The organism is Virgibacillus senegalensis (genome assembly GCF_000821245.2).
Taxonomy (GTDB): Bacteria; Bacillota; Bacilli; order Bacillales; family Amphibacillaceae; genus Sediminibacillus; species Sediminibacillus senegalensis.
Genome location: NZ_LN611425.1, coordinates 1,285,581 through 1,302,470, shown reverse-complemented (window position 1 = coordinate 1,302,470; position 16,890 = coordinate 1,285,581). Strand labels below are relative to the sequence as shown.

18 protein-coding genes are annotated in these 16,890 nt (G+C 41.9%); 10 read left to right on the top strand and 8 right to left on the bottom strand.

Annotation, left to right across the window (positions count from 1 at the left end; all coding sequences use genetic code 11):
* The first annotated feature begins 2 nt into the window (after window positions 1-2).
* Entirely contained in the window at window positions 3-371 is a 369-nt protein-coding gene (locus BN1067_RS17300; protein WP_053220059.1) for a MazG nucleotide pyrophosphohydrolase domain-containing protein, read from the top strand.
* A gap of 152 nt (window positions 372-523) precedes the next feature.
* Here the strand turns inward: BN1067_RS17300 and BN1067_RS17295 are convergent, their stop codons facing one another.
* From BN1067_RS17295 to BN1067_RS19975, 4 genes are all read right to left on the bottom strand, one after another.
* Window positions 524-781 carry a hypothetical protein gene (locus BN1067_RS17295; RefSeq protein WP_053220058.1) on the bottom strand — a complete coding sequence of 86 codons (258 nt, stop codon included), beginning with the start codon at window positions 779-781 and terminating at the stop codon, window positions 524-526.
* 128 nt (window positions 782-909) lie between these two features.
* Window positions 910-1,479, bottom strand: a complete 570-nt coding sequence (locus tag BN1067_RS17290; RefSeq protein WP_053220057.1) for a histidine phosphatase family protein — start codon at window positions 1,477-1,479, stop codon at window positions 910-912.
* Between the two features lie 110 nt (window positions 1,480-1,589).
* A complete protein-coding gene (locus tag BN1067_RS19980) occupies window positions 1,590-1,763 on the bottom strand; it encodes a hypothetical protein (RefSeq protein ID WP_199868558.1) in 174 nt (57 codons plus the stop codon).
* 128 nt (window positions 1,764-1,891) lie between these two features.
* Window positions 1,892-2,053 carry a hypothetical protein gene (locus BN1067_RS19975; RefSeq protein WP_199868557.1) on the bottom strand — a complete coding sequence of 54 codons (162 nt, stop codon included), beginning with the start codon at window positions 2,051-2,053 and terminating at the stop codon, window positions 1,892-1,894.
* Window positions 2,054-2,184: 131 nt separating this feature from the next.
* On the opposite strand from BN1067_RS19975, the gene BN1067_RS17285 reads away from it, so the two are divergent.
* The 5 genes from BN1067_RS17285 (at window position 2,185) to BN1067_RS17260 (ending at window position 8,003) form a co-directional block, all read left to right on the top strand.
* Window positions 2,185-3,738, top strand: coding sequence for a BCCT family transporter (locus tag BN1067_RS17285; RefSeq protein WP_053220056.1), 1,554 nt, complete (start codon window positions 2,185-2,187; stop codon window positions 3,736-3,738).
* A gap of 171 nt (window positions 3,739-3,909) precedes the next feature.
* On the top strand, window positions 3,910-4,716 hold the full coding sequence (locus tag BN1067_RS17280) for an aminoglycoside N(3)-acetyltransferase (RefSeq protein WP_053220055.1): 807 nt from the start codon (window positions 3,910-3,912) through the stop codon (window positions 4,714-4,716).
* Between the two features lie 229 nt (window positions 4,717-4,945).
* Complete coding sequence (locus BN1067_RS17275) at window positions 4,946-5,572, top strand: NUDIX hydrolase (RefSeq protein ID WP_053220054.1); 627 nt, start codon at window positions 4,946-4,948, stop codon at window positions 5,570-5,572.
* A gap of 434 nt (window positions 5,573-6,006) precedes the next feature.
* A complete protein-coding gene (locus BN1067_RS17265; RefSeq protein WP_053220052.1) occupies window positions 6,007-6,675 on the top strand; it encodes a potassium channel family protein in 669 nt (222 codons plus the stop codon).
* Entirely contained in the window at window positions 6,672-8,003 is a 1,332-nt protein-coding gene (locus BN1067_RS17260) for a TrkH family potassium uptake protein (protein ID WP_053220051.1), read from the top strand. Before BN1067_RS17265 ends, BN1067_RS17260 begins: the two co-directional genes overlap by 4 nt.
* Before the next feature lie 121 nt (window positions 8,004-8,124).
* Here the strand turns inward: BN1067_RS17260 and BN1067_RS17255 are convergent, their stop codons facing one another.
* Both BN1067_RS17255 and BN1067_RS19970 read right to left on the bottom strand, forming a co-directional pair.
* On the bottom strand, window positions 8,125-9,333 hold the full coding sequence (locus BN1067_RS17255) for a Bcr/CflA family efflux MFS transporter (RefSeq protein ID WP_053220050.1): 1,209 nt from the start codon (window positions 9,331-9,333) through the stop codon (window positions 8,125-8,127).
* Between the two features lie 166 nt (window positions 9,334-9,499).
* Window positions 9,500-9,646, bottom strand: coding sequence for a hypothetical protein (locus BN1067_RS19970; RefSeq protein WP_199868556.1), 147 nt, complete (start codon window positions 9,644-9,646; stop codon window positions 9,500-9,502).
* Between the two features lie 390 nt (window positions 9,647-10,036).
* On the opposite strand from BN1067_RS19970, the gene BN1067_RS17250 reads away from it, so the two are divergent.
* The 4 genes from BN1067_RS17250 (at window position 10,037) to BN1067_RS17235 (ending at window position 15,503) form a co-directional block, all read left to right on the top strand.
* The gene (locus BN1067_RS17250) at window positions 10,037-11,008 is read left to right on the top strand and encodes a Gfo/Idh/MocA family protein (protein WP_053220049.1); all 972 of its coding nucleotides are present in this window, start codon (window positions 10,037-10,039) and stop codon (window positions 11,006-11,008) included.
* 340 nt (window positions 11,009-11,348) lie between these two features.
* The gene (locus BN1067_RS17245) at window positions 11,349-14,156 is read left to right on the top strand and encodes a UPF0182 family membrane protein (RefSeq protein ID WP_324777943.1); all 2,808 of its coding nucleotides are present in this window, start codon (window positions 11,349-11,351) and stop codon (window positions 14,154-14,156) included.
* A 253-nt stretch (window positions 14,157-14,409) separates the two neighbouring features.
* A complete protein-coding gene (locus tag BN1067_RS17240) occupies window positions 14,410-14,991 on the top strand; it encodes a bifunctional transcriptional activator/DNA repair enzyme AdaA (RefSeq protein WP_053220048.1) in 582 nt (193 codons plus the stop codon).
* Window positions 14,985-15,503 (top strand): methylated-DNA--[protein]-cysteine S-methyltransferase, encoded by a 519-nt coding sequence (locus BN1067_RS17235; RefSeq protein ID WP_053220047.1) that lies wholly within the window; start codon window positions 14,985-14,987, stop codon window positions 15,501-15,503. The genes BN1067_RS17240 and BN1067_RS17235 overlap by 7 nt, the downstream gene beginning before the upstream one ends.
* A 165-nt stretch (window positions 15,504-15,668) precedes the next feature.
* Here BN1067_RS17235 and BN1067_RS17230 read toward each other — a convergent pair whose 3' ends face one another.
* Both BN1067_RS17230 and BN1067_RS17225 read right to left on the bottom strand, forming a co-directional pair.
* Entirely contained in the window at window positions 15,669-16,235 is a 567-nt protein-coding gene (locus BN1067_RS17230) for a DUF4256 domain-containing protein (RefSeq protein ID WP_053220046.1), read from the bottom strand.
* A gap of 58 nt (window positions 16,236-16,293) precedes the next feature.
* A complete protein-coding gene (locus BN1067_RS17225; protein WP_053220074.1) occupies window positions 16,294-16,671 on the bottom strand; it encodes a YkvA family protein in 378 nt (125 codons plus the stop codon).
* Window positions 16,672-16,890: the final 219 nt, after the last annotated feature.

The window sequence follows — 16,890 nt, the reverse complement described above, 5'->3', positions numbered from 1 at the left end:
AGATGAAACAATTGCAGCAAGATGCCAATTCCTTTCAAAAGGAAATGAACTGGGAAATAAGGAAAGAAAGCTTTGAAGTCAGCAGGGAAGATCTATTGAATAATTACATGTTGTTGACAACGGAAGTAGCTGAGGTGGCAGAAGAATTTAGAAAGGCTTTTAACCTTACATATAAAGCAATCCAGGCAGGAGAAGATAAGCAGGAAGCGTTTGAAAAAGCGAAGAATGTCGTGAAAGAAGACATCGGAAAAGAACTCGCTGATTGTCTTGCCTATATTACAAAAATGGCCAACTATTTTGATATTGATTTAGAGGACAGCTTTTATGCGAAGATGGAAGAGGTTAAACACCGGAAGAATAAGGATATCTAATTTAAAGGGTAATATATATATCTTTGTAGAGTCAGAAAAACCATCCTGGTTATATGAAGGATGGTTTTTTTGTTTGAGATCAATCACTTCCCAAACTAGTATGTATCGTTGTATCGACTATGTCATTCAAGTCATGTATGAAACGTTCTCTTTTATATCACCTTGTTAACCAAGAGTACCGAAAGAATGACAACGATCAAAAGCAATCCCCAAAAGACGATTTTTTTTCCGATCCCGCTTTTAAAGTAAAGAAAGACAAAAAGGAAATAAACGATACCAGCGAGGAAAAAGAAGCTGATACCAGAAACCAGATACTCCTGTTTGTAATCGTTAGCGTACCCCCAGAAATACAGCATGATGCTTAGAAACGAAAACAGCCCGAAGCCGTACATGATTCTTTTTAACAGCAAATTGGTCCCTCCGTTTTTTCTGAAATGAAGTGCTAGAGCTATATTGGTCTTCCTTTTGCAGATGAGGTGGCATTTTAATGAACAAGATTTTGCCCGATTGTATCAACGACAAGGTGTGCTTTTTTTACTTAATCCAAATTCACTGTTTCGAGCAAACGAAAGGTTTTAGCATCAAGTTCTACATAAGAAGGTAGACCTAGCTTATTCCAAAGTTCGAACCCTTTTACAGAATTATATTTTTCAACAAAAAGGGAGATGACAGTGCCATGTGTGACGATGACCTTGTCTTGCTGTGCTGTTCGATCAGCTAGAAGTGATTTCATTGCCCTATCGAATCGTTCACGGGCTTGAACAGCTGTTTCTTCGCCAAATATTAACTCGTCCGGGCGGGTGAAAAACGCATCAATCAACCTTTTCCACTCCTTTTCCGGGTAGATCTTTTGGTTTTTGAGACGTTCATGTTCGTGTAGATTTTTTTTGATTGCGATTGGACAATTCAACTGTTTGGAAACTGTTTTGGCGGTTTGAATCGCTTTCGGTTCCTCACTGGAAAAAATCGTATCAATAGAATATTTGTCTAGCTTGCGAGATAAGTTTTCGGCCTGCTTAATTCCCTCACTGGAAAGCTCCCAATGAGGTGAGGGGACCGCAGGGGTAATGATCGGTTTTGCGTGCTTAACTAAAACTACTTTTCCCAAAGATTCAACCCATCCTTTCTATGATTTGCTAGATTGCTAGATATCAAACAGAAAATTTAGTGACAATGTGAAAATCCTGAGTAATGTGACGACTTGCAAATAAGAGAAAGTCACTTATTTTTGCTCATTTGTTTGATGATAAAACGCATGATCAAACAGCCAATTGAACTGCCGATCATGGTGCTAAACCACCAACTCCAAACGAATTCATTTTTCCATATGCTGACGATAAAGAAAGCAAGTGTAAATCCTAACAGCAGGCCAATGTAGAGAGTGAATCTCAACTACCTTTCCCCCTAAGTCATGATACCTTTGTCGTAAGTTTAACATAAATTTCCTTGGAGGAGATGAGGGATCAGGTAAAACCAGAGCATCCAGTCTGGTTAATCGGAGCTCTGGTTTGATGAACTTTTTATCTGTCTTCGTGTGTCCAAGTCGTTTCTTCGCCTGTAACCGGGCACATTGGAAATTCATCACCTTCGTTGAACGTTGCTTTTTTTCCGGATTGGCATTGATATTGTCCTCCCACCGGAACGCCCTGTCCTGTTCGATATTCGTCATAACGTTTTTTCATTTTTATACCTCCTGATTTAACGATGCAGTTAGTTTTCACTTTATCACCATATTTACTCTTGATAAGCTCATAAGCGACTAGAAGTTGGAGAGAGTAAAAACGTAATAGTTATAGTCAGGGAGGGTTTCTGAGTGAAAAACAACATATGGCGTAATCCGGTCTTCTCCATATCAGCTGTAATCATCCTGGCATTAGTCCTTTTAGGTGCCTTAATGCCGAAAGAATTTGGGGCCGTTGCCGGCAGGCTGTTTGACTTTACTACCATTAATTTTGGCTGGCTTTACTTATTTGGTGTTTTTATACTGATTGTCTTTTTAATTGGTTTAGCAGTCAGTAAATTCGGTGCGATCCGTTTGGGGAAGGAGGGCGAAAAACCCGAATTTCCGTTTTTTACTTGGGTGGGGATGTTGTTTTCCGCAGGGTTTGGAGTAGGCTTGGTGTTTTGGGGTGTCGCGGAGCCGATGAGTCACTTTTTTAATACCCCTTTTATGGGAATGGAAGGGGAAACAGAAGAGGCTGCAAGAGTGGCGATGGGGTATGCTTTTTTTCACTGGGGAGTGAGCCAATGGTCTGTGTTTGCCATTGTCGGATTAGCGATTGCTTTTCTGCAATTCCGTAAACAGGAAAACGGATTGATTTCTACAGCATTGGAACCTGTAACTGGCAGAAATCCTCTTGTGAAAAACACCATTGATTCTTTGGCCGTCATTGCCACGGTTATGGGAATTGCAACGTCACTTGGCCTCGGCATCCTACAAATGAACGGCGGACTTCATTCTGTTATGGGAATCGAAAACTCAGGTATCATTCAGGTTATTATCATGGCTGTACTGCTCATAGCTTACATGTTTTCCTCTGCCACAGGACTTGATAAAGGGATCCGTTACTTAAGCAACTTGAATCTTGGTTTGGCTTTGGGGCTGTTGTTGTTTGTGATGATGGTCGGACCCACTGTATTCATTCTCGAGACATTCACACTCGGGATTGGAGATTACTTCGCCAATTTCATTTCTTACAGCTTTCGTATGCAACCATACAAAGAGGGGACGTGGGTTCGGGAATGGACGATCTTTTATTGGGCGTGGGCCATCGCCTGGTCCCCATTCGTCGGGGCGTTCGTGGCCAGAGTATCACGCGGCCGTACCATACGCCAGTTTATATTAGGTGTGATGGTGATCCCCCCTTTGATTGCCTGCTTGTGGATTGCCGGATTCGGAGGGACAGCATTATGGCTTGATTTAAATCAGGGTGCAGACATAGCTGAAGCGGTCAATGCAGATGTCGCCTCTGCGCTGTTCCAGTTATTCGATAATCTTCCGTTTAGTATGCTGATGTCCATCTTGTCAATCCTGTTGATTTTCACCTTTCTTGTGACCTCTGCCGATTCCGCCACCTATATTCTAGGCAGTATGACGGCTTACGGCAGTCTGCATCCTCCCAGATTCGCCAAGTTTGTATGGGGATTTTTAATGGCGGCCATTGCAGCTGTTCTGCTTTTCACCGGAGGATTGGATGCATTGCAGACAGCTTCGTTGATTGCTGCTCTCCCGTTTACCATCATTTTATTATTGCTGATGACAGCGATCATCAAACTGCTAAGCAAGGAACCACTGCCAGTCCGGAAAGCGGATGTGAGACGCTTTCAACGAATCAGCAGGGAAGCAAATAAACGAGATAGAACGTAACAACGACCGGAAGTAGTGAGGCTTCCGGTTTTTTCCTGTTTTCTTTATCTATTTGTATAAAAACGGTAAGATGAAGAGAAAAGAAAAGTCAATAAATGGTTGAGAGGGCAGGAACCCAGGGAACTTCAAGTAAAAGCCAGTTTATCAGTGAAATCTAGGGGGAGCAGCATAATGAGTGAACAATCTGTAATGGAAAAATTAGTCAGACCTAATACGAGAACAAGTCTTCATCAGCAATTCAAACAACTGGGGTTAACAGAAGGAATGGTAGTGATAGTTCATTCCTCGCTAAGTTCATTAGGCTGGGTATGCGGCGGTCCGATTGCTGTTATTCAAGCACTGATGGATACTGTTGGAATATCAGGGACGATTGTGATGCCTGCCCAGACGGGTGAAAATTCTGATCCGAGCAGCTGGGAGAGACCGCCTGTACCAAAGGAATGGTGGCAAATTATACGTGAGGAAATGCCGGCATTTGACCCGGCGGTTACACCTACGCGTGGTATGGGAGCCATAGCCGAAGCATTTCGCAGCTTTCCGGGTGTGAAGAGGAGCAATCATCCAACCTATTCGTTTTCAGCTTGGGGGAAGCATGCAGCGGAAATTCTTGAAGAACAGCCGTTAGCTGAAGGATTTGGCGAAACTTCTCCATTGGCAAAAATATATCAATTGGACGGCTTTATTCTCCTACTGGGAGTCGAGCATGATAGCAGTACGTCCCTGCATTTAGCAGAACATGCCATTTTAAACCGCAAGAAAGAAAATAAAGGAACAGCTATGTTGGAAAACGGCAATCGAGTCTGGAAAACGTATCAGGAAATTGTATATGATTCCGATGTGTTTTCCGAGTTAGGGGAGGATTATGAAAAAAGTAACCCCGTCACGGTGGCTAAAATAGGAGCGGCTGATGCAAAACTGATCAGACAGTGTCCGATGGTGGACTTCGCCCGTCAATGGCTGAAAGTTAAACATCAATGAGGATACAGAGGTAGTCTGCGGATGGCAGTTTTGGAACTTGAAACCTTTCTACCGAAAGAAGAAAGAGGATGTCTTTCAATAAACTCATTTTAGGAGTAACAATAAGCATACACTGTAAAAATAGACTTTTGGCATTCTTGTAGTTGTTTGTTGCATCCGTTAATCGTTGTTAAAGTAGTGCGGCTTTTCACATGGTACAATAGGGGCAGGAAGTAGAGGTGAACACGAAATGAACGCAAACCAAATATTGAATAAATTGCGCACCCACAAACCAGTCATTCTTGGTAGTGAGCAATTCGCAAAGTTTGCTGTCCTGCTGCCTCTATTGGAGAAAGAAGGAGAACTGCATGTTTTATTTGAAACACGATCTCATACATTAAGAAGGCAGCCAGGTGACATTTGTTTTCCCGGCGGAAAAATCGACCCTGCGGATGATTCCCCTGAGGGGGCTGCTATCCGGGAAACGATCGAAGAATTGGGAATCAACTCAAAAGACATTGACGATGTATATCCGATTGATTATATGGTATCTCCCTTTGGAATGATTGTTTATCCTTTTGTCGGATTCATTGACAAAAACGCAACGATCAAGCTTAATCACGAGGAAGTGGAAGAAGTTTTTACCGTTCCATTGTCGTTCTTTTTGGAAACAAAACCTGTTATTCATAAAGTGAACATGCAAATCGAACCCCAGGAAGATTTTCCGTTTGAACTTGTAGCAGGCGGAAGAGATTATGAATGGCGGCCATTGAAAATGGATGAATATTTTTATCAATACGAGGACAAAGTCATCTGGGGGCTAACGGCAAGAATCATGGCTCACTTTGTGGAAATAGTAAAGGCGCAAAGAAAGTAGGCCGATCGATAAGTTGCTTGTTTTTTTGCAGGAACCTAGAGAAGGTTCCTGCTTTTTTATTTTATTTTATTTTTTATAAAAACTTGTTGTCTTCTTGTCAGAGGAAGCATGGACGATGCATCTCCGGAAAACCCAGGCACATATGGCTGGCTTTTTGGACCGTTCGATTCCGGTTGGAGTCTAGCTTTTTCCACAGCTAAACAGGCCTTCTTGTGTGTTTTATATCATTCTGCAGTAAAAACCTACCGTAAAGAAAAAAGAAAGAGTAATATGGAGATAATGAAAGTAATTTAGATTGTAGCTTGTATGAAAAGAAAGAACTTGGATGTCGACTATGTGTTCACGGACTACTAGACAATCACTGATTATAGGATTATTATAAATGGTTCATACTATTGTTTGTATGGATATCGAGATTGAAAGGAAGTCTAAGCGTGAAGTCTCAACGGAAAGAGTTTGTTGTAATAGGTTTAGGTCGTTTCGGAGGAACACTCTGTAAAGAATTGGCTGATTCTGAAATTGATGTGTTGGCTATCGACAAGAGTCCGGAAAAAGTTCAGGAATATTCTACGATTGCAAGCCATGCAGTGGTAATGGATGCCGTAGATGAACAGGCCTTGAATTCGGTAGGAATTAGAAACTTTGATTGCGCTGTTATCAGCTTTGGAGAAGATATTCAGTCAAGTATATTGGCCTCCCTTTTGCTAAAGGAAATGGGAATGAAGAAAGTATGGGTGAAAGCACGACATGACAGCCACCAGAAGGTTTTAGAAAAAATCGGTGTGGATCGAATTATCAATCCGGAGCAGGATATGGCGAAAAGAATCGCACATCATATCGTCTCGGACAATATAGTCGACTATATTCAATTATCTAACAAGCATAGCTTGATTGAAGTTGTTGCTACAAAAGATATGGCAGGCAAGACTTTGGGTAATAGCGATTTTAGAAAGAAATTTTCTTGCAGTGTCATTGCTGTGAAAAGGGATGAGGAGACGTTAATCATGGAGCCTTCATCAGATACAGAAATCTTGGAGGGAGATATATTAATGATTATGGGTGAAAATGAACAGTTGAATCGGCTGGAATCAAGGGTAAAATAACGATGAAAAATACCAAAGGGATTGTTAACCTTAGTCCTCCCCGGTTTTTATTAGGGATATTTGTTATATTTATACTTTTAGGTACCATGTTGTTAAAGCTTCCTATAGCGACGAATGAACATATTAGTGTTTTGGATTCCCTTTTTACTGCAACATCTGCGATGACAGTAACAGGATTGATTGTCGTGGATACAGGATCGGTATTCACGATTTTTGGTCAAGTGGTTATTTTATTGCTTATTCAGGTAGGCGGACTAGGTATTATGACGTTTGCCGTTGTTATTTTTTTGATGATTGGCAGGAAAATAGGGGTTAAGGAGCGTTTAATTGTTACGCAAGCATTGAACCAGACATCCGTTGGAGGAGTTATTGAGCTGGTAAAAAGACTGTTCTTGTTTTCGGTCATATTAGAAGGCATTGCTTTTCTGTTGTTGTCTTTAAGGTGGATACCGAGTTTAGGCTGGAAAGAAGGAGCGTACGCCAGCTTCTTTCACGCTATATCAGCGTTTAACAATGCAGGTTTCTCTATATGGGAAAACAGTTTATCCGACTATGTGGGTGACCCGGTTATCAACATTGTCATCTCTTTTCTGTTTATCATTGGGGGACTGGGGTTTACGGTCATCTTTGATATTTGGAAAAAGGGAAATCCTTCAAATTTAAGCTTACATACCAAATTGATGATCTTAGGTACTTTTGCAGTGAATCTTGTATCTTTGCTGGTTATTTTTATATTGGAATATGACAATCCTGGTACTCTAAGCAATCTTACAGGCCTGGATAAGCTTCAAGCGGCATATTTTCAAGCTGTTACGCCAAGAACTGCTGGATTCAATACCATCGATATTGGGAGCATGAATGACTCTACTTTATTTTTTACCATTTTATTGATGTTTATTGGAGCTGGTAGTGCTTCTACGGGCGGGGGCATAAAGCTGACAACCTTCCTGGCACTGATTTTTGCTGTGTTTGCTTTTTTAAAAGAACATGACGAGGTAGTTGTTTTCCGGCGGGCGATTGAATATAAAACAATTGTACGGGCACTAGCCATTACTGTTATCGGGATGCTTTTAATTGTTGTGGGGATCTTCTTCCTCAATATAACAGAGGATGCCTCCTTTATTTCGATTGTTTTTGAAACAGTGTCCGCTTTCGGAACGGTTGGTCTGTCGACGGGGTTAACTGGACACCTTACTTGGATGGGGAAGGTAGTGATCATATTGATCATGCTGATCGGAAAAGTAGGACCGCTGACATTGGCGTTTTCTTTTGCGCATTCATCGAAAGCCAACATAAGATATCCGAAAGAAGACTTGTTAACCGGTTGAGTAGCGGCACACTCTTTCGAAAAAAGAATAGGGAAGATGCACACGTAACAAATTTCATTGTCATTCGGAATTTCAGCCGTCATGACAAAAGCCCAGTCCATTGGACTGGGCTTTTCTTCGGTTAGCTTTTCTGTTTTACTGGCTTCTTTGTCAACGTAAAGAAAGCGGCAAAACCGATAAAGGAACTGATAAATAGAATCAATCCCATCGGAATGGCGGACGATTCATTTATTCCTACTAAAGGAGATGCGATAGAGCCGATCAGTAGGGGAAGCAGCCCCAAAACAGCACTGGCGCTGCCTGCGCGGTGCCCTTGATGTTCCATGGCAAGGGAAAAAGAACTGGTCAGCGTCATTCCCATAGTCGTCATGTAGATAAAAATCGCAATGACCATCAATGCAAGCGGGCCTTCCAGAACACTAATCAACAAGATAGCAGCTGTAGCACTCGCTGCTATACATACCGCGATACGCAGTAAATTCCGTTCATGGGTGATACCGCCAAAACGACCGACAATCCAGCTTCCTGACATAATCGCCAGTCCGTTTATCCCAAATAAGATACCAAATACCTGCGGTGAAACACCGTAGATACCTTGATAGACAAACGGAGTTCCGGATACATAGGCAAAGCTTCCCCCATGAACGAATCCGACGATGATGGCATACCCGATAAACGAACGGTCTTTAAACAAACTTCCCATCGTTTTCACGGTATTTCCGATAGAGCTCGGGAGTCGCTTATCTGCTGGCAGCGTTTCCTCCAAGCGAAAGAAAACGGTCAGTACAATTAGCATGCCTAACAAGCTTAGAAAATAAAAGATGGTATGCCAGGTGGCGAAAGGGAGAAGCAATATAGCTCCACCAGCCATTGGGGCAATCATCGGTGCAGCTGCCAGTATAACCATCAGCAATGCATAAAATTTGGTTAACTCTCTTCCTGTAAATACGTCCCGTACCACCGCACGGGAAAGGACTACTCCTGCTGATGCGGTCAGTCCTTGTAAAAAACGTGCGGCAATCAATATGAAGATGTTGGGTGCAAGCGCACAAAGAACCGAAGCAAATACGAACAATGTTATTCCGATCAGTAACGGTTTTCTCCTTCCAACCGCATCACTGATCGGTCCGATAATCACCTGGCCTGTAGCGAGTCCGATTAAACAGGTCGTTAAACTAAGCTGAACGAGCGATGCGGTGGCATTTAAATCGGAAGCGATATCCGGAAAGCTCGGTAAGTACATATCAATATTTAACGGACCCATGATGGCCAGCATGCCAAGCAGTAAGGCCAATGCGATCCGTTCTTTTCCAGTAGGATTTTGAAGCATGAATACCAAACACCTTTCTACATCTAAAACTATTGCTTTCCATATCAATAGAATATAGTCTAATTCAGAAAGGCTCGGCTGTCCATGAAAATGGAATAAATGACTGATAGGAAAAGGCACCTGTGGAAGTTGCTTCCCGACAGGTGCCTCTGTGTGTTTTCTTCTATTACATTAAGTCATAAACGGATTCTTCTAAATAGAGCCAGTGGTAATATTCGACTTCCGCGTCTGTCATGTTGTTTACTTCCTTTTCATTCAGGGATGCCAATTCACATAAGTTTTGTTCCAGATCATTTCGAAGGGCTTGGCTCATCGTAAAGTCTCCTTTTTGTTTAGTGGTTAGTTGGTTTGTGCTACTTACTATATATCTCATTCTGCGATAATTAAAATATCATTTTTAGATTGATTTGGGATTTATGATGCAATTATGATATTTAAAGCGAATAGGGCGAGTATGTTTCGTTTGTTAGGTTGGATTGTTTTCTCTCTCGTTCTGTAGGTATTGCCGTTTGACTTGGATTTTTTACGGGGGTATACTTATACACAGCTTTTCTGGTTTAGAGGGCTTGTTTTGTACAGGATTACTAAAACGGTTTAGTGATTTGCGAAGTAACAGTAAATGGGCTAAATCTATTTGAAAAAGGCTAAACGATGAAGACAAATTTGTAAACGCTTTAAAAAACGAATAAAAGGGGGATGGAAAATGAAGCAATTAAATTGGGGGATACTTGGTCCTGGAAAAGTAGCAAGGGAGTTTGCCGTGGCAATCAATGAAGTGAACGGAAACATCGCTGCAGTCGGAGGAAGAAGCCTGGAGAAAACCCAAAGATTCGCAGATGAATATAACATTGATAAGGTTTATGGAAGCTATAGCGAATTATTGCAGGATGAGACGTTGGATATCATTTATATTGCAACCCCGCACACATTCCATTATCAGTACATTAAGGAAAGTCTGAAGCAAAACAAACACGTCCTATGTGAAAAGGCGATTACGGTGAATTCGAGACAGCTGCAGGAAATCGTCACACTTGCAGAAGAAAAGAATCTGGTTGTTGCAGAGGCGATGACCATTTTCCATATGCCGTTATACCAAAAGGCAAAGGAAATCATCCAATCAGGTAAACTGGGAAAACTGCGGATGATTCAAGTGTCACATGGAAGTTACAAGGAGCCGGATCCTGAAAACCGCTTTTTCAATCCGGATTTGGCAGGAGGGGCAATGCTTGATATAGGTACATACACCGTTTCGCTAGTACGCTATTTCCTTTCGGAACAGCCAGACCAAGTAGAGAGCACCTTGAAGAAATTTGAGACCGGAGTCGATGAACAAGTCGGCATTTTGTTGAAGAACAAACTGGATGAAATGGCAGTGATTTCGATGACACTGAGGGCTAAAATGCCTAAATTCGGGTTGATAGCTTGTGAAGAAGGTTATATCAAAGTCGATGATTATCAGCGCCCGACCAAGGCAACTGTTTATTATACACAGGAGGATAGAACAGAAACAATCGAAGCCGGGGAATCGGAAAAAGCATTCCATTATGAGGTTGAATCGATGAATAACTACGTGGGTAACCAAACAAATAACGACACACTCAAGCTGTCCGTTGATGTGATGAAGTTGATGGATGAAGTCCGTAAACAGGGAAAGGTCAGCTATTCTTTTGAATAAGCTTGCATCCATCATCAACTGTCTGGAAAGCTATCAATCTCCGTTTCGTGGGCCTGAAAATGGATTATAGAAACGCAAGGTTTTAAAGCAGTTAAAACCCCTTACACAATTTGGACAGAAAAGCATCGGATTTCGATGCTTTTTTTATATTAATAAAACAGTTAGCAATATGAAAGCCCAATGAATAATGATTAATTGAAACCAATTCGGTTGATTATCCGTAAGAAATAGCGAGGATTTTTTGTTATGACATACCCGTTTGTAACGTTGCACAGAGAGAATCCGGATTTATGGTAGAATGAAAGTATTGTGCAAATGATTGGTTAAGAGGGGGAAAAGTGTGGAGAATCAAACGTTTAACATGAATACTCAACAGAAAGCAAAGCTGAGAAAACTCGGCGGCTTCTTCGGTAAGGTAATTGGCTTTCTTGTGTTTTTGCTGATTGTAGGCTGGTTGTCCTTACATTGGATTACCGATTATATTTGGATGGATTCGCTTGGTTTCAAAGGAGTTTATACCACGATACTCGGCAGCAAAGTGCTGCTGGGAGTAATTGGTTTTGTTGCTTTTGCGGCATTGACCTGGTTAACGGCAGCGTGGATCAGGAAGGCATTCTTAAAACAATTCAATCCTTCCCAGCTCCCGGCATTGATTACTAGTAAGCGATTAAGCTTTTTCACCATATTATGCGTGTCCATATTTGTGGGCTTAATTGGAAGCAGTATTGTGCAAGGAATCGGCTGGGAGCTATGGTTGAAATTTCTCAACCATTCCTCGTTTGGTATAACAGACCCGCATTTTGGGATGGATGTTTCGTTTTATATGTTTGTATTGCCGTTTATTCAATTTGCGGTAAATACTCTGACAGGGCTGGCATTCTTTTTGCTGCTTGCCGAAATTGGTGCGTACTCGGTTTTCCATATGTACCGGGTAAGCCGAACAGCACAGCTGCAGTTAGGTGTGACATTGGGAAGTATTGGCTTATTGATGGCGGCATCCCATGTTTTGGAACCATTTGGCACGATGCTGACCAACAAAGTGAATTTGTTCCAGGAAAGTGTTGTCTATGGCATGAGCTATACCGATAAATTGATCAATATTCCGACGTCGTATGTCATGGCAGCTGTAGCCGTAATCGGTACAGTCTGGGTGATTGTATCCTTGGTACGCGGCCGCTTGAAAGCCATGATGTATCCGATTATTGCTTATATCGTCATAGGGGTATTAGCCGAGGGCGCATCGATTATTGTGCAGAATTATGTAGTATCTCCTAACGAATTTTCCAAGGAAAGCCCCTATTTGGAGCATAACCTGGAATATACACGAGCAGCATATGATCTCGATAATATAGAAGAATATGAACACCCAGGTAATCAGTCACTTGATCAATCGATGGTCGAGCGTAATGAACTGACGCTCAGTAATGTACGCATCAATGATGCCCGACCTATTCTGGACATTTATAATCAATTACAGACATTCAGGACTTATTATGAATTCAATGACATCGATATCGACCGCTATCAAATCGATGGTGAGTACCAGCAGGTCTTTCTCGGTGCCAGAGAATTGAATACCGATGACCTGCCGTCACAGGCGAAAACATGGGTCAATGAGAACTTGCGTTATACGCATGGTTACGGTGTTGCCATGAGTGATGTCAATGAAATCACCTCGCAAGGGCAGCCGGAGTATCTGCTGAAAAATGTTCCTTCTGATGGCTCTATAGATATCGAAAGGCCGCAAATTTATTTCGGGGAAGAAAAATATGATAATGTCATCGTCAACAGTGAAGTGGATGAATTCGATTATCCGGCTGGTGATGAGAATATGTCGACCAGGTATGAAGCAGATAAGGGAATCCCGTTATCCGGTTTGAATAGATTGTTGTTTGCATTGGATGCTGGTTCCTTCAGAATGTTCGTCTCTGACCAGCTGAACAGCGACAGTCAATTGTTGGCAACGCGGAACATCGTAGACCGGGTTGAAAGGATAGCCCCTTTCCTGGAATATGATGAAGATCCTTATATCTTCGTTCGTGAGGATGGCAGTATGACGTGGATGATTGATGCTTATCTGACCGCTGATCGTTATCCATATTCGGAAGCACACTCAGGGGATGAAAACTACATCCGCAACTCAGTGAAAGTTACCGTTGATGCTTACACTGGTGAAGTCACGTTTTATGCTGTAGAGCCTGATGAGCCATTGTTCCAGACGTATCAAAAAATGTTCCCGGATTTATTTACAGAAGAGATACCGGAAGACGTGGCAGCGCATTTCCGTTATCCAATCGATATGTTTAAAATCCAGGCTAGCATGTATGGGACGTACCATATGTCCAATCTTGAAGTGTTCTATAACCGGGAGGACTACTGGCAGTTCCCTACGGAAAAATATTTCAATGAAGACGTTGAAATGGAACCGTATTATATTACAATGAAGCTTCCTGAAGTTGAGGAAGAGGAATTTGTACTGATGATGCCCTACACGCCGCGTAACAGGCAAAACATGATAGCCTGGATGGGCGTCCGGAATGACGGAGAAAACTATGGAGAAACATTTGTTTATCGTTTCCCTAAACAGCGTAACGTTTATGGACCACAGCAAATTGAAAACCGGATCAACCAGGATAGTACCATTTCCCAGCAATTGAACCTATGGTCTCAAGGAGGGTCGGAAGTTATTCGCGGCAACTTGCTTGCTATCCCGCTTGAGGACACCGTCATTTATGTCGAACCGATTTACATCGAGTCGTCCAATGAAACATCGCTACCTGAAGTAAAACAAATCATTCTCGCCTATGGCGATGAAATTGTCATGGAACCGACATTTGATCAGGCAATGGAGCGGATGCTAGGATTGATCGACCCTGATGTAGAGCTCGATGAAGGAGAAGGCGATACAGATGGTGATGGTCAAGTGGAGGAAATTCTAGGTTCTGAAGAAATTTTAGAAGAAATCTCCTCGTTATTCGACCAATATCAACAGGAGCTTTCTGCAGGGAATTGGGAAGAAGCAGGGGCAATCATGTCCCAGATTGAAGAAAGGTTAAGTGAACGGGAAGAGGAACAGTCGGAAGCAGAAGGAACAGAACAGACAGAGGAACAAACAGAACAGCCTGCAGACGACGAACAGCAGGAATAATAGAAAGGAGCTTCCTAACGGGAGCTCCTTTGTTGTGGTAAAAACGGCTAATTGCTACAGAAGATGGTGAAGTTTTTGTATCTATCTTAATCAAAGCATCGCTGTATCGAGCAAGGGAAAAACAGTATTAATATTCAAGCCAGTATGTGTCTGACTTTTAGAATGTATCATCGCATACTAAAATCTTGCTGTCCCATTTCTACCGAGTTTTCATCTCCTATATTTGCGTTATACTAAATGTAGAGGTGATGACATGGAAAAACAGAAATCTACCTATATTCCGGAGCGATATTGGCGTGCGATAAAGAATAATGATTCCACCTATAATGGCTTGTTTTATTATGGTGTACAAACGACCGGGATATTTTGCCGGCCCTCCTGTAAATCGCGATTACCCTTGCCTGAAAATGTGCAAATCTTTTCTTCTGCCAAAGAAGCACTGGCAAAACAGTTCCGGCCATGTAAAAGGTGCAGACCCGAACAACTATTATTGCCGGAAGACAAGTGGGTAGAGGAACTAATCGATTGGATTGACTGCCATCTCCAACGAAAAATAACCTTGGAAGATCTGGCAGAGGTTGTCCATGTCAGTCCTTATCATCTGCAACGAACTTTCAAAAAACGAACAGGAAAAAGCCCTCACGTATATATTCGGAACGCCAGAGTGGAAAGAGCAAAGGAATATCTGGTATCTACAGACAAGTCTATTTCATCAATCAGTAAGGAAGTAGGAGTGGAAAATACCGCGTACTTTATTACGATATTTAAGGATAGCATGAACGTTACACCTACCATTTATCGGGCTAGACAACAGGGAAGGGGGAATTTATGTTGAAGGACAAGGAGATACAAACAATCTATTATTCTTTGTATGAAGATGAGGAGTGGCGATTATATCTTGCTGCAACTGAGTGTGGACTATGCTATGTGGGCTCCCCTGATCATTCCTTTACCGAACTGGAAGGATGGGCGGCTAAACGGTTTCCTCAAGCAATTTTCCAAGAAAATGACCAGCTGCTTCAATCATATAAACAGGAACTAAGCGATTACTTTAGTGGAATGCGAAAAGCCTTCACGTTTCCGGTCGATTTACAAGGCACAACCTTTCAAAAGGAAGTATGGGAAGTATTGAGAGGAATCCCTTATGGGGAAACGTACACGTATGGGCAGGTAGCAGAAATGATCAAACGTCCGAAAGCAGTACGTGCGGTCGGAGCGGCTATCGGTGCCAATCCAGTAATGATATCGATTCCCTGCCACCGTGTTATCGGAAAAAATGGTAAGCTGACAGGTTTCCGCGGTGGCCTGGACATGAAACAAGCGCTCTTGCGACTTGAACAAGGATGATTTCTTCTTGAAACGAGAACTTAATTCCATAACGAAATCATCTACGAATGATATAACAGAACGCTTGGGCACGGGATCCAAGCGTTCTGTTTTTGAATTTCTTCGTTGAGATGAAGAAAAGAATAGAAGCATGAGACTTCAATATATTCTTCAGTTCGTCTAAAATCAGACCCTCAGTGATCCACGAAATCCTCTCGCAGCATAATAGGATTCTGCCCCATTGTGATACAGAAAGACGTTTCCGTAGCGATAATCACAAAAAAGAGCACCGCCTCGTTTTCTTATATCATCGGGTGTTTGCACCCAGCTAGACGTTTTCTTGTCGAAACTTTCGAGTTTTTGCAAGGCTCGATATTGTTCCTCTGTTAAAAGTTCTATCCCCATAGAAGTTGCCATATCAACAGCATTGTTTTCAGGTTTATGTTTTTTCCTCGATTCTAAAGCTTCCCGGTCGTAACAAACACTTCTGCGTCCTTTAGGGCTTTCCGTAGAACAATCATAAAAAATGTACTCGTCCTTGTCTTTGTCATGGCCAACCACGTCCGGTTCACCGCCGGTCGTTTCCATTTCATTAAGCGACCATAGCTTTTCGCTATCAGCTTCCAGCTTTGTCTGTACTTTATCCCATTTCATTTCTTGATGGCGGTGCATGTTTTTTTCAAAACGGTCTTTCAATACATCGAGTAATTCATCTCGTTGTTCTTGTGACAAATCCTTGTTTGTGTTTGTCATATTCGTTTCCTCCTAAATTATTTTTGTTTTGTTATATAAGATGCTTTGAAAAAAATTACTAAACTAGTTGATAAAATTTCCAGATAATCCACCATATAATAAGGATCCAGATTAGTATGATAAGGAAGGCAAACACCCAATTTTTCGGCTGGCCATGCTTCAGCATTTCGGCAGCCTTTGTTTCACATTCTGCTATCACTTGGTCCGGTATCGTTTTTAATGCAAATAGGACCCCTAAAGGGACAAGGATAACATCATCCAAATAACCAAGTATCGGGATGAAATCAGGTATCAAATCGATTGGACTAAAAGCATAGGCTACAACGGAAGCTGCTAACAATTTAGCATACCACGGTACTCTTTCATCTTTATAGGCTAGGTATAATACAAATAGTTGTTTTTTAATCTTTTTGGCCCAATCCTTAATATTTTGCATACGATCTCCTCGTATTTGGTTAGATATTTCTTTTAAGTATGCTTGTGACTGCCCTGTAATAAGGCAGTTTTTTAGTAAAGATGTTGGGCAAAACACACAAAATACTCGAAAACTCATACGGTATTCTTTGCTGTTGATGAAATCCTTGAGAGTATCCACAGCTAGGAACAAGAAGCTGTACATTGCGGAGGAAATACCCGAAGACTCCTCGGGAGGAAA

Coding starts and splice junctions, on each gene's coding strand:
- BN1067_RS17300 (WP_053220059.1), top strand. CDS start 3: ATGAAACAATTGCAGCAAGATGCCAATTCCTTTCAAAAGGAAATGAAC.
- BN1067_RS19975 (WP_199868557.1), bottom strand. CDS start 2,053: ATGAAAAAACGTTATGACGAATATCGAACAGGACAGGGCGTTCCGGTG.
- BN1067_RS17280 (WP_053220055.1), top strand. CDS start 3,910: ATGAGTGAACAATCTGTAATGGAAAAATTAGTCAGACCTAATACGAGA.
- BN1067_RS17275 (WP_053220054.1), top strand. CDS start 4,946: ATGAACGCAAACCAAATATTGAATAAATTGCGCACCCACAAACCAGTC.
- BN1067_RS17255 (WP_053220050.1), bottom strand. CDS start 9,333: ATGCTTCAAAATCCTACTGGAAAAGAACGGATCGCATTGGCCTTACTG.
- BN1067_RS19970 (WP_199868556.1), bottom strand. CDS start 9,646: ATGAGCCAAGCCCTTCGAAATGATCTGGAACAAAACTTATGTGAATTG.
- BN1067_RS17250 (WP_053220049.1), top strand. CDS start 10,037: ATGAAGCAATTAAATTGGGGGATACTTGGTCCTGGAAAAGTAGCAAGG.
- BN1067_RS17240 (WP_053220048.1), top strand. CDS start 14,410: ATGGAAAAACAGAAATCTACCTATATTCCGGAGCGATATTGGCGTGCG.
- BN1067_RS17235 (WP_053220047.1), top strand. CDS start 14,985: ATGTTGAAGGACAAGGAGATACAAACAATCTATTATTCTTTGTATGAA.
- BN1067_RS17230 (WP_053220046.1), bottom strand. CDS start 16,235: ATGACAAACACAAACAAGGATTTGTCACAAGAACAACGAGATGAATTA.
- BN1067_RS17225 (WP_053220074.1), bottom strand. CDS start 16,671: ATGCAAAATATTAAGGATTGGGCCAAAAAGATTAAAAAACAACTATTT.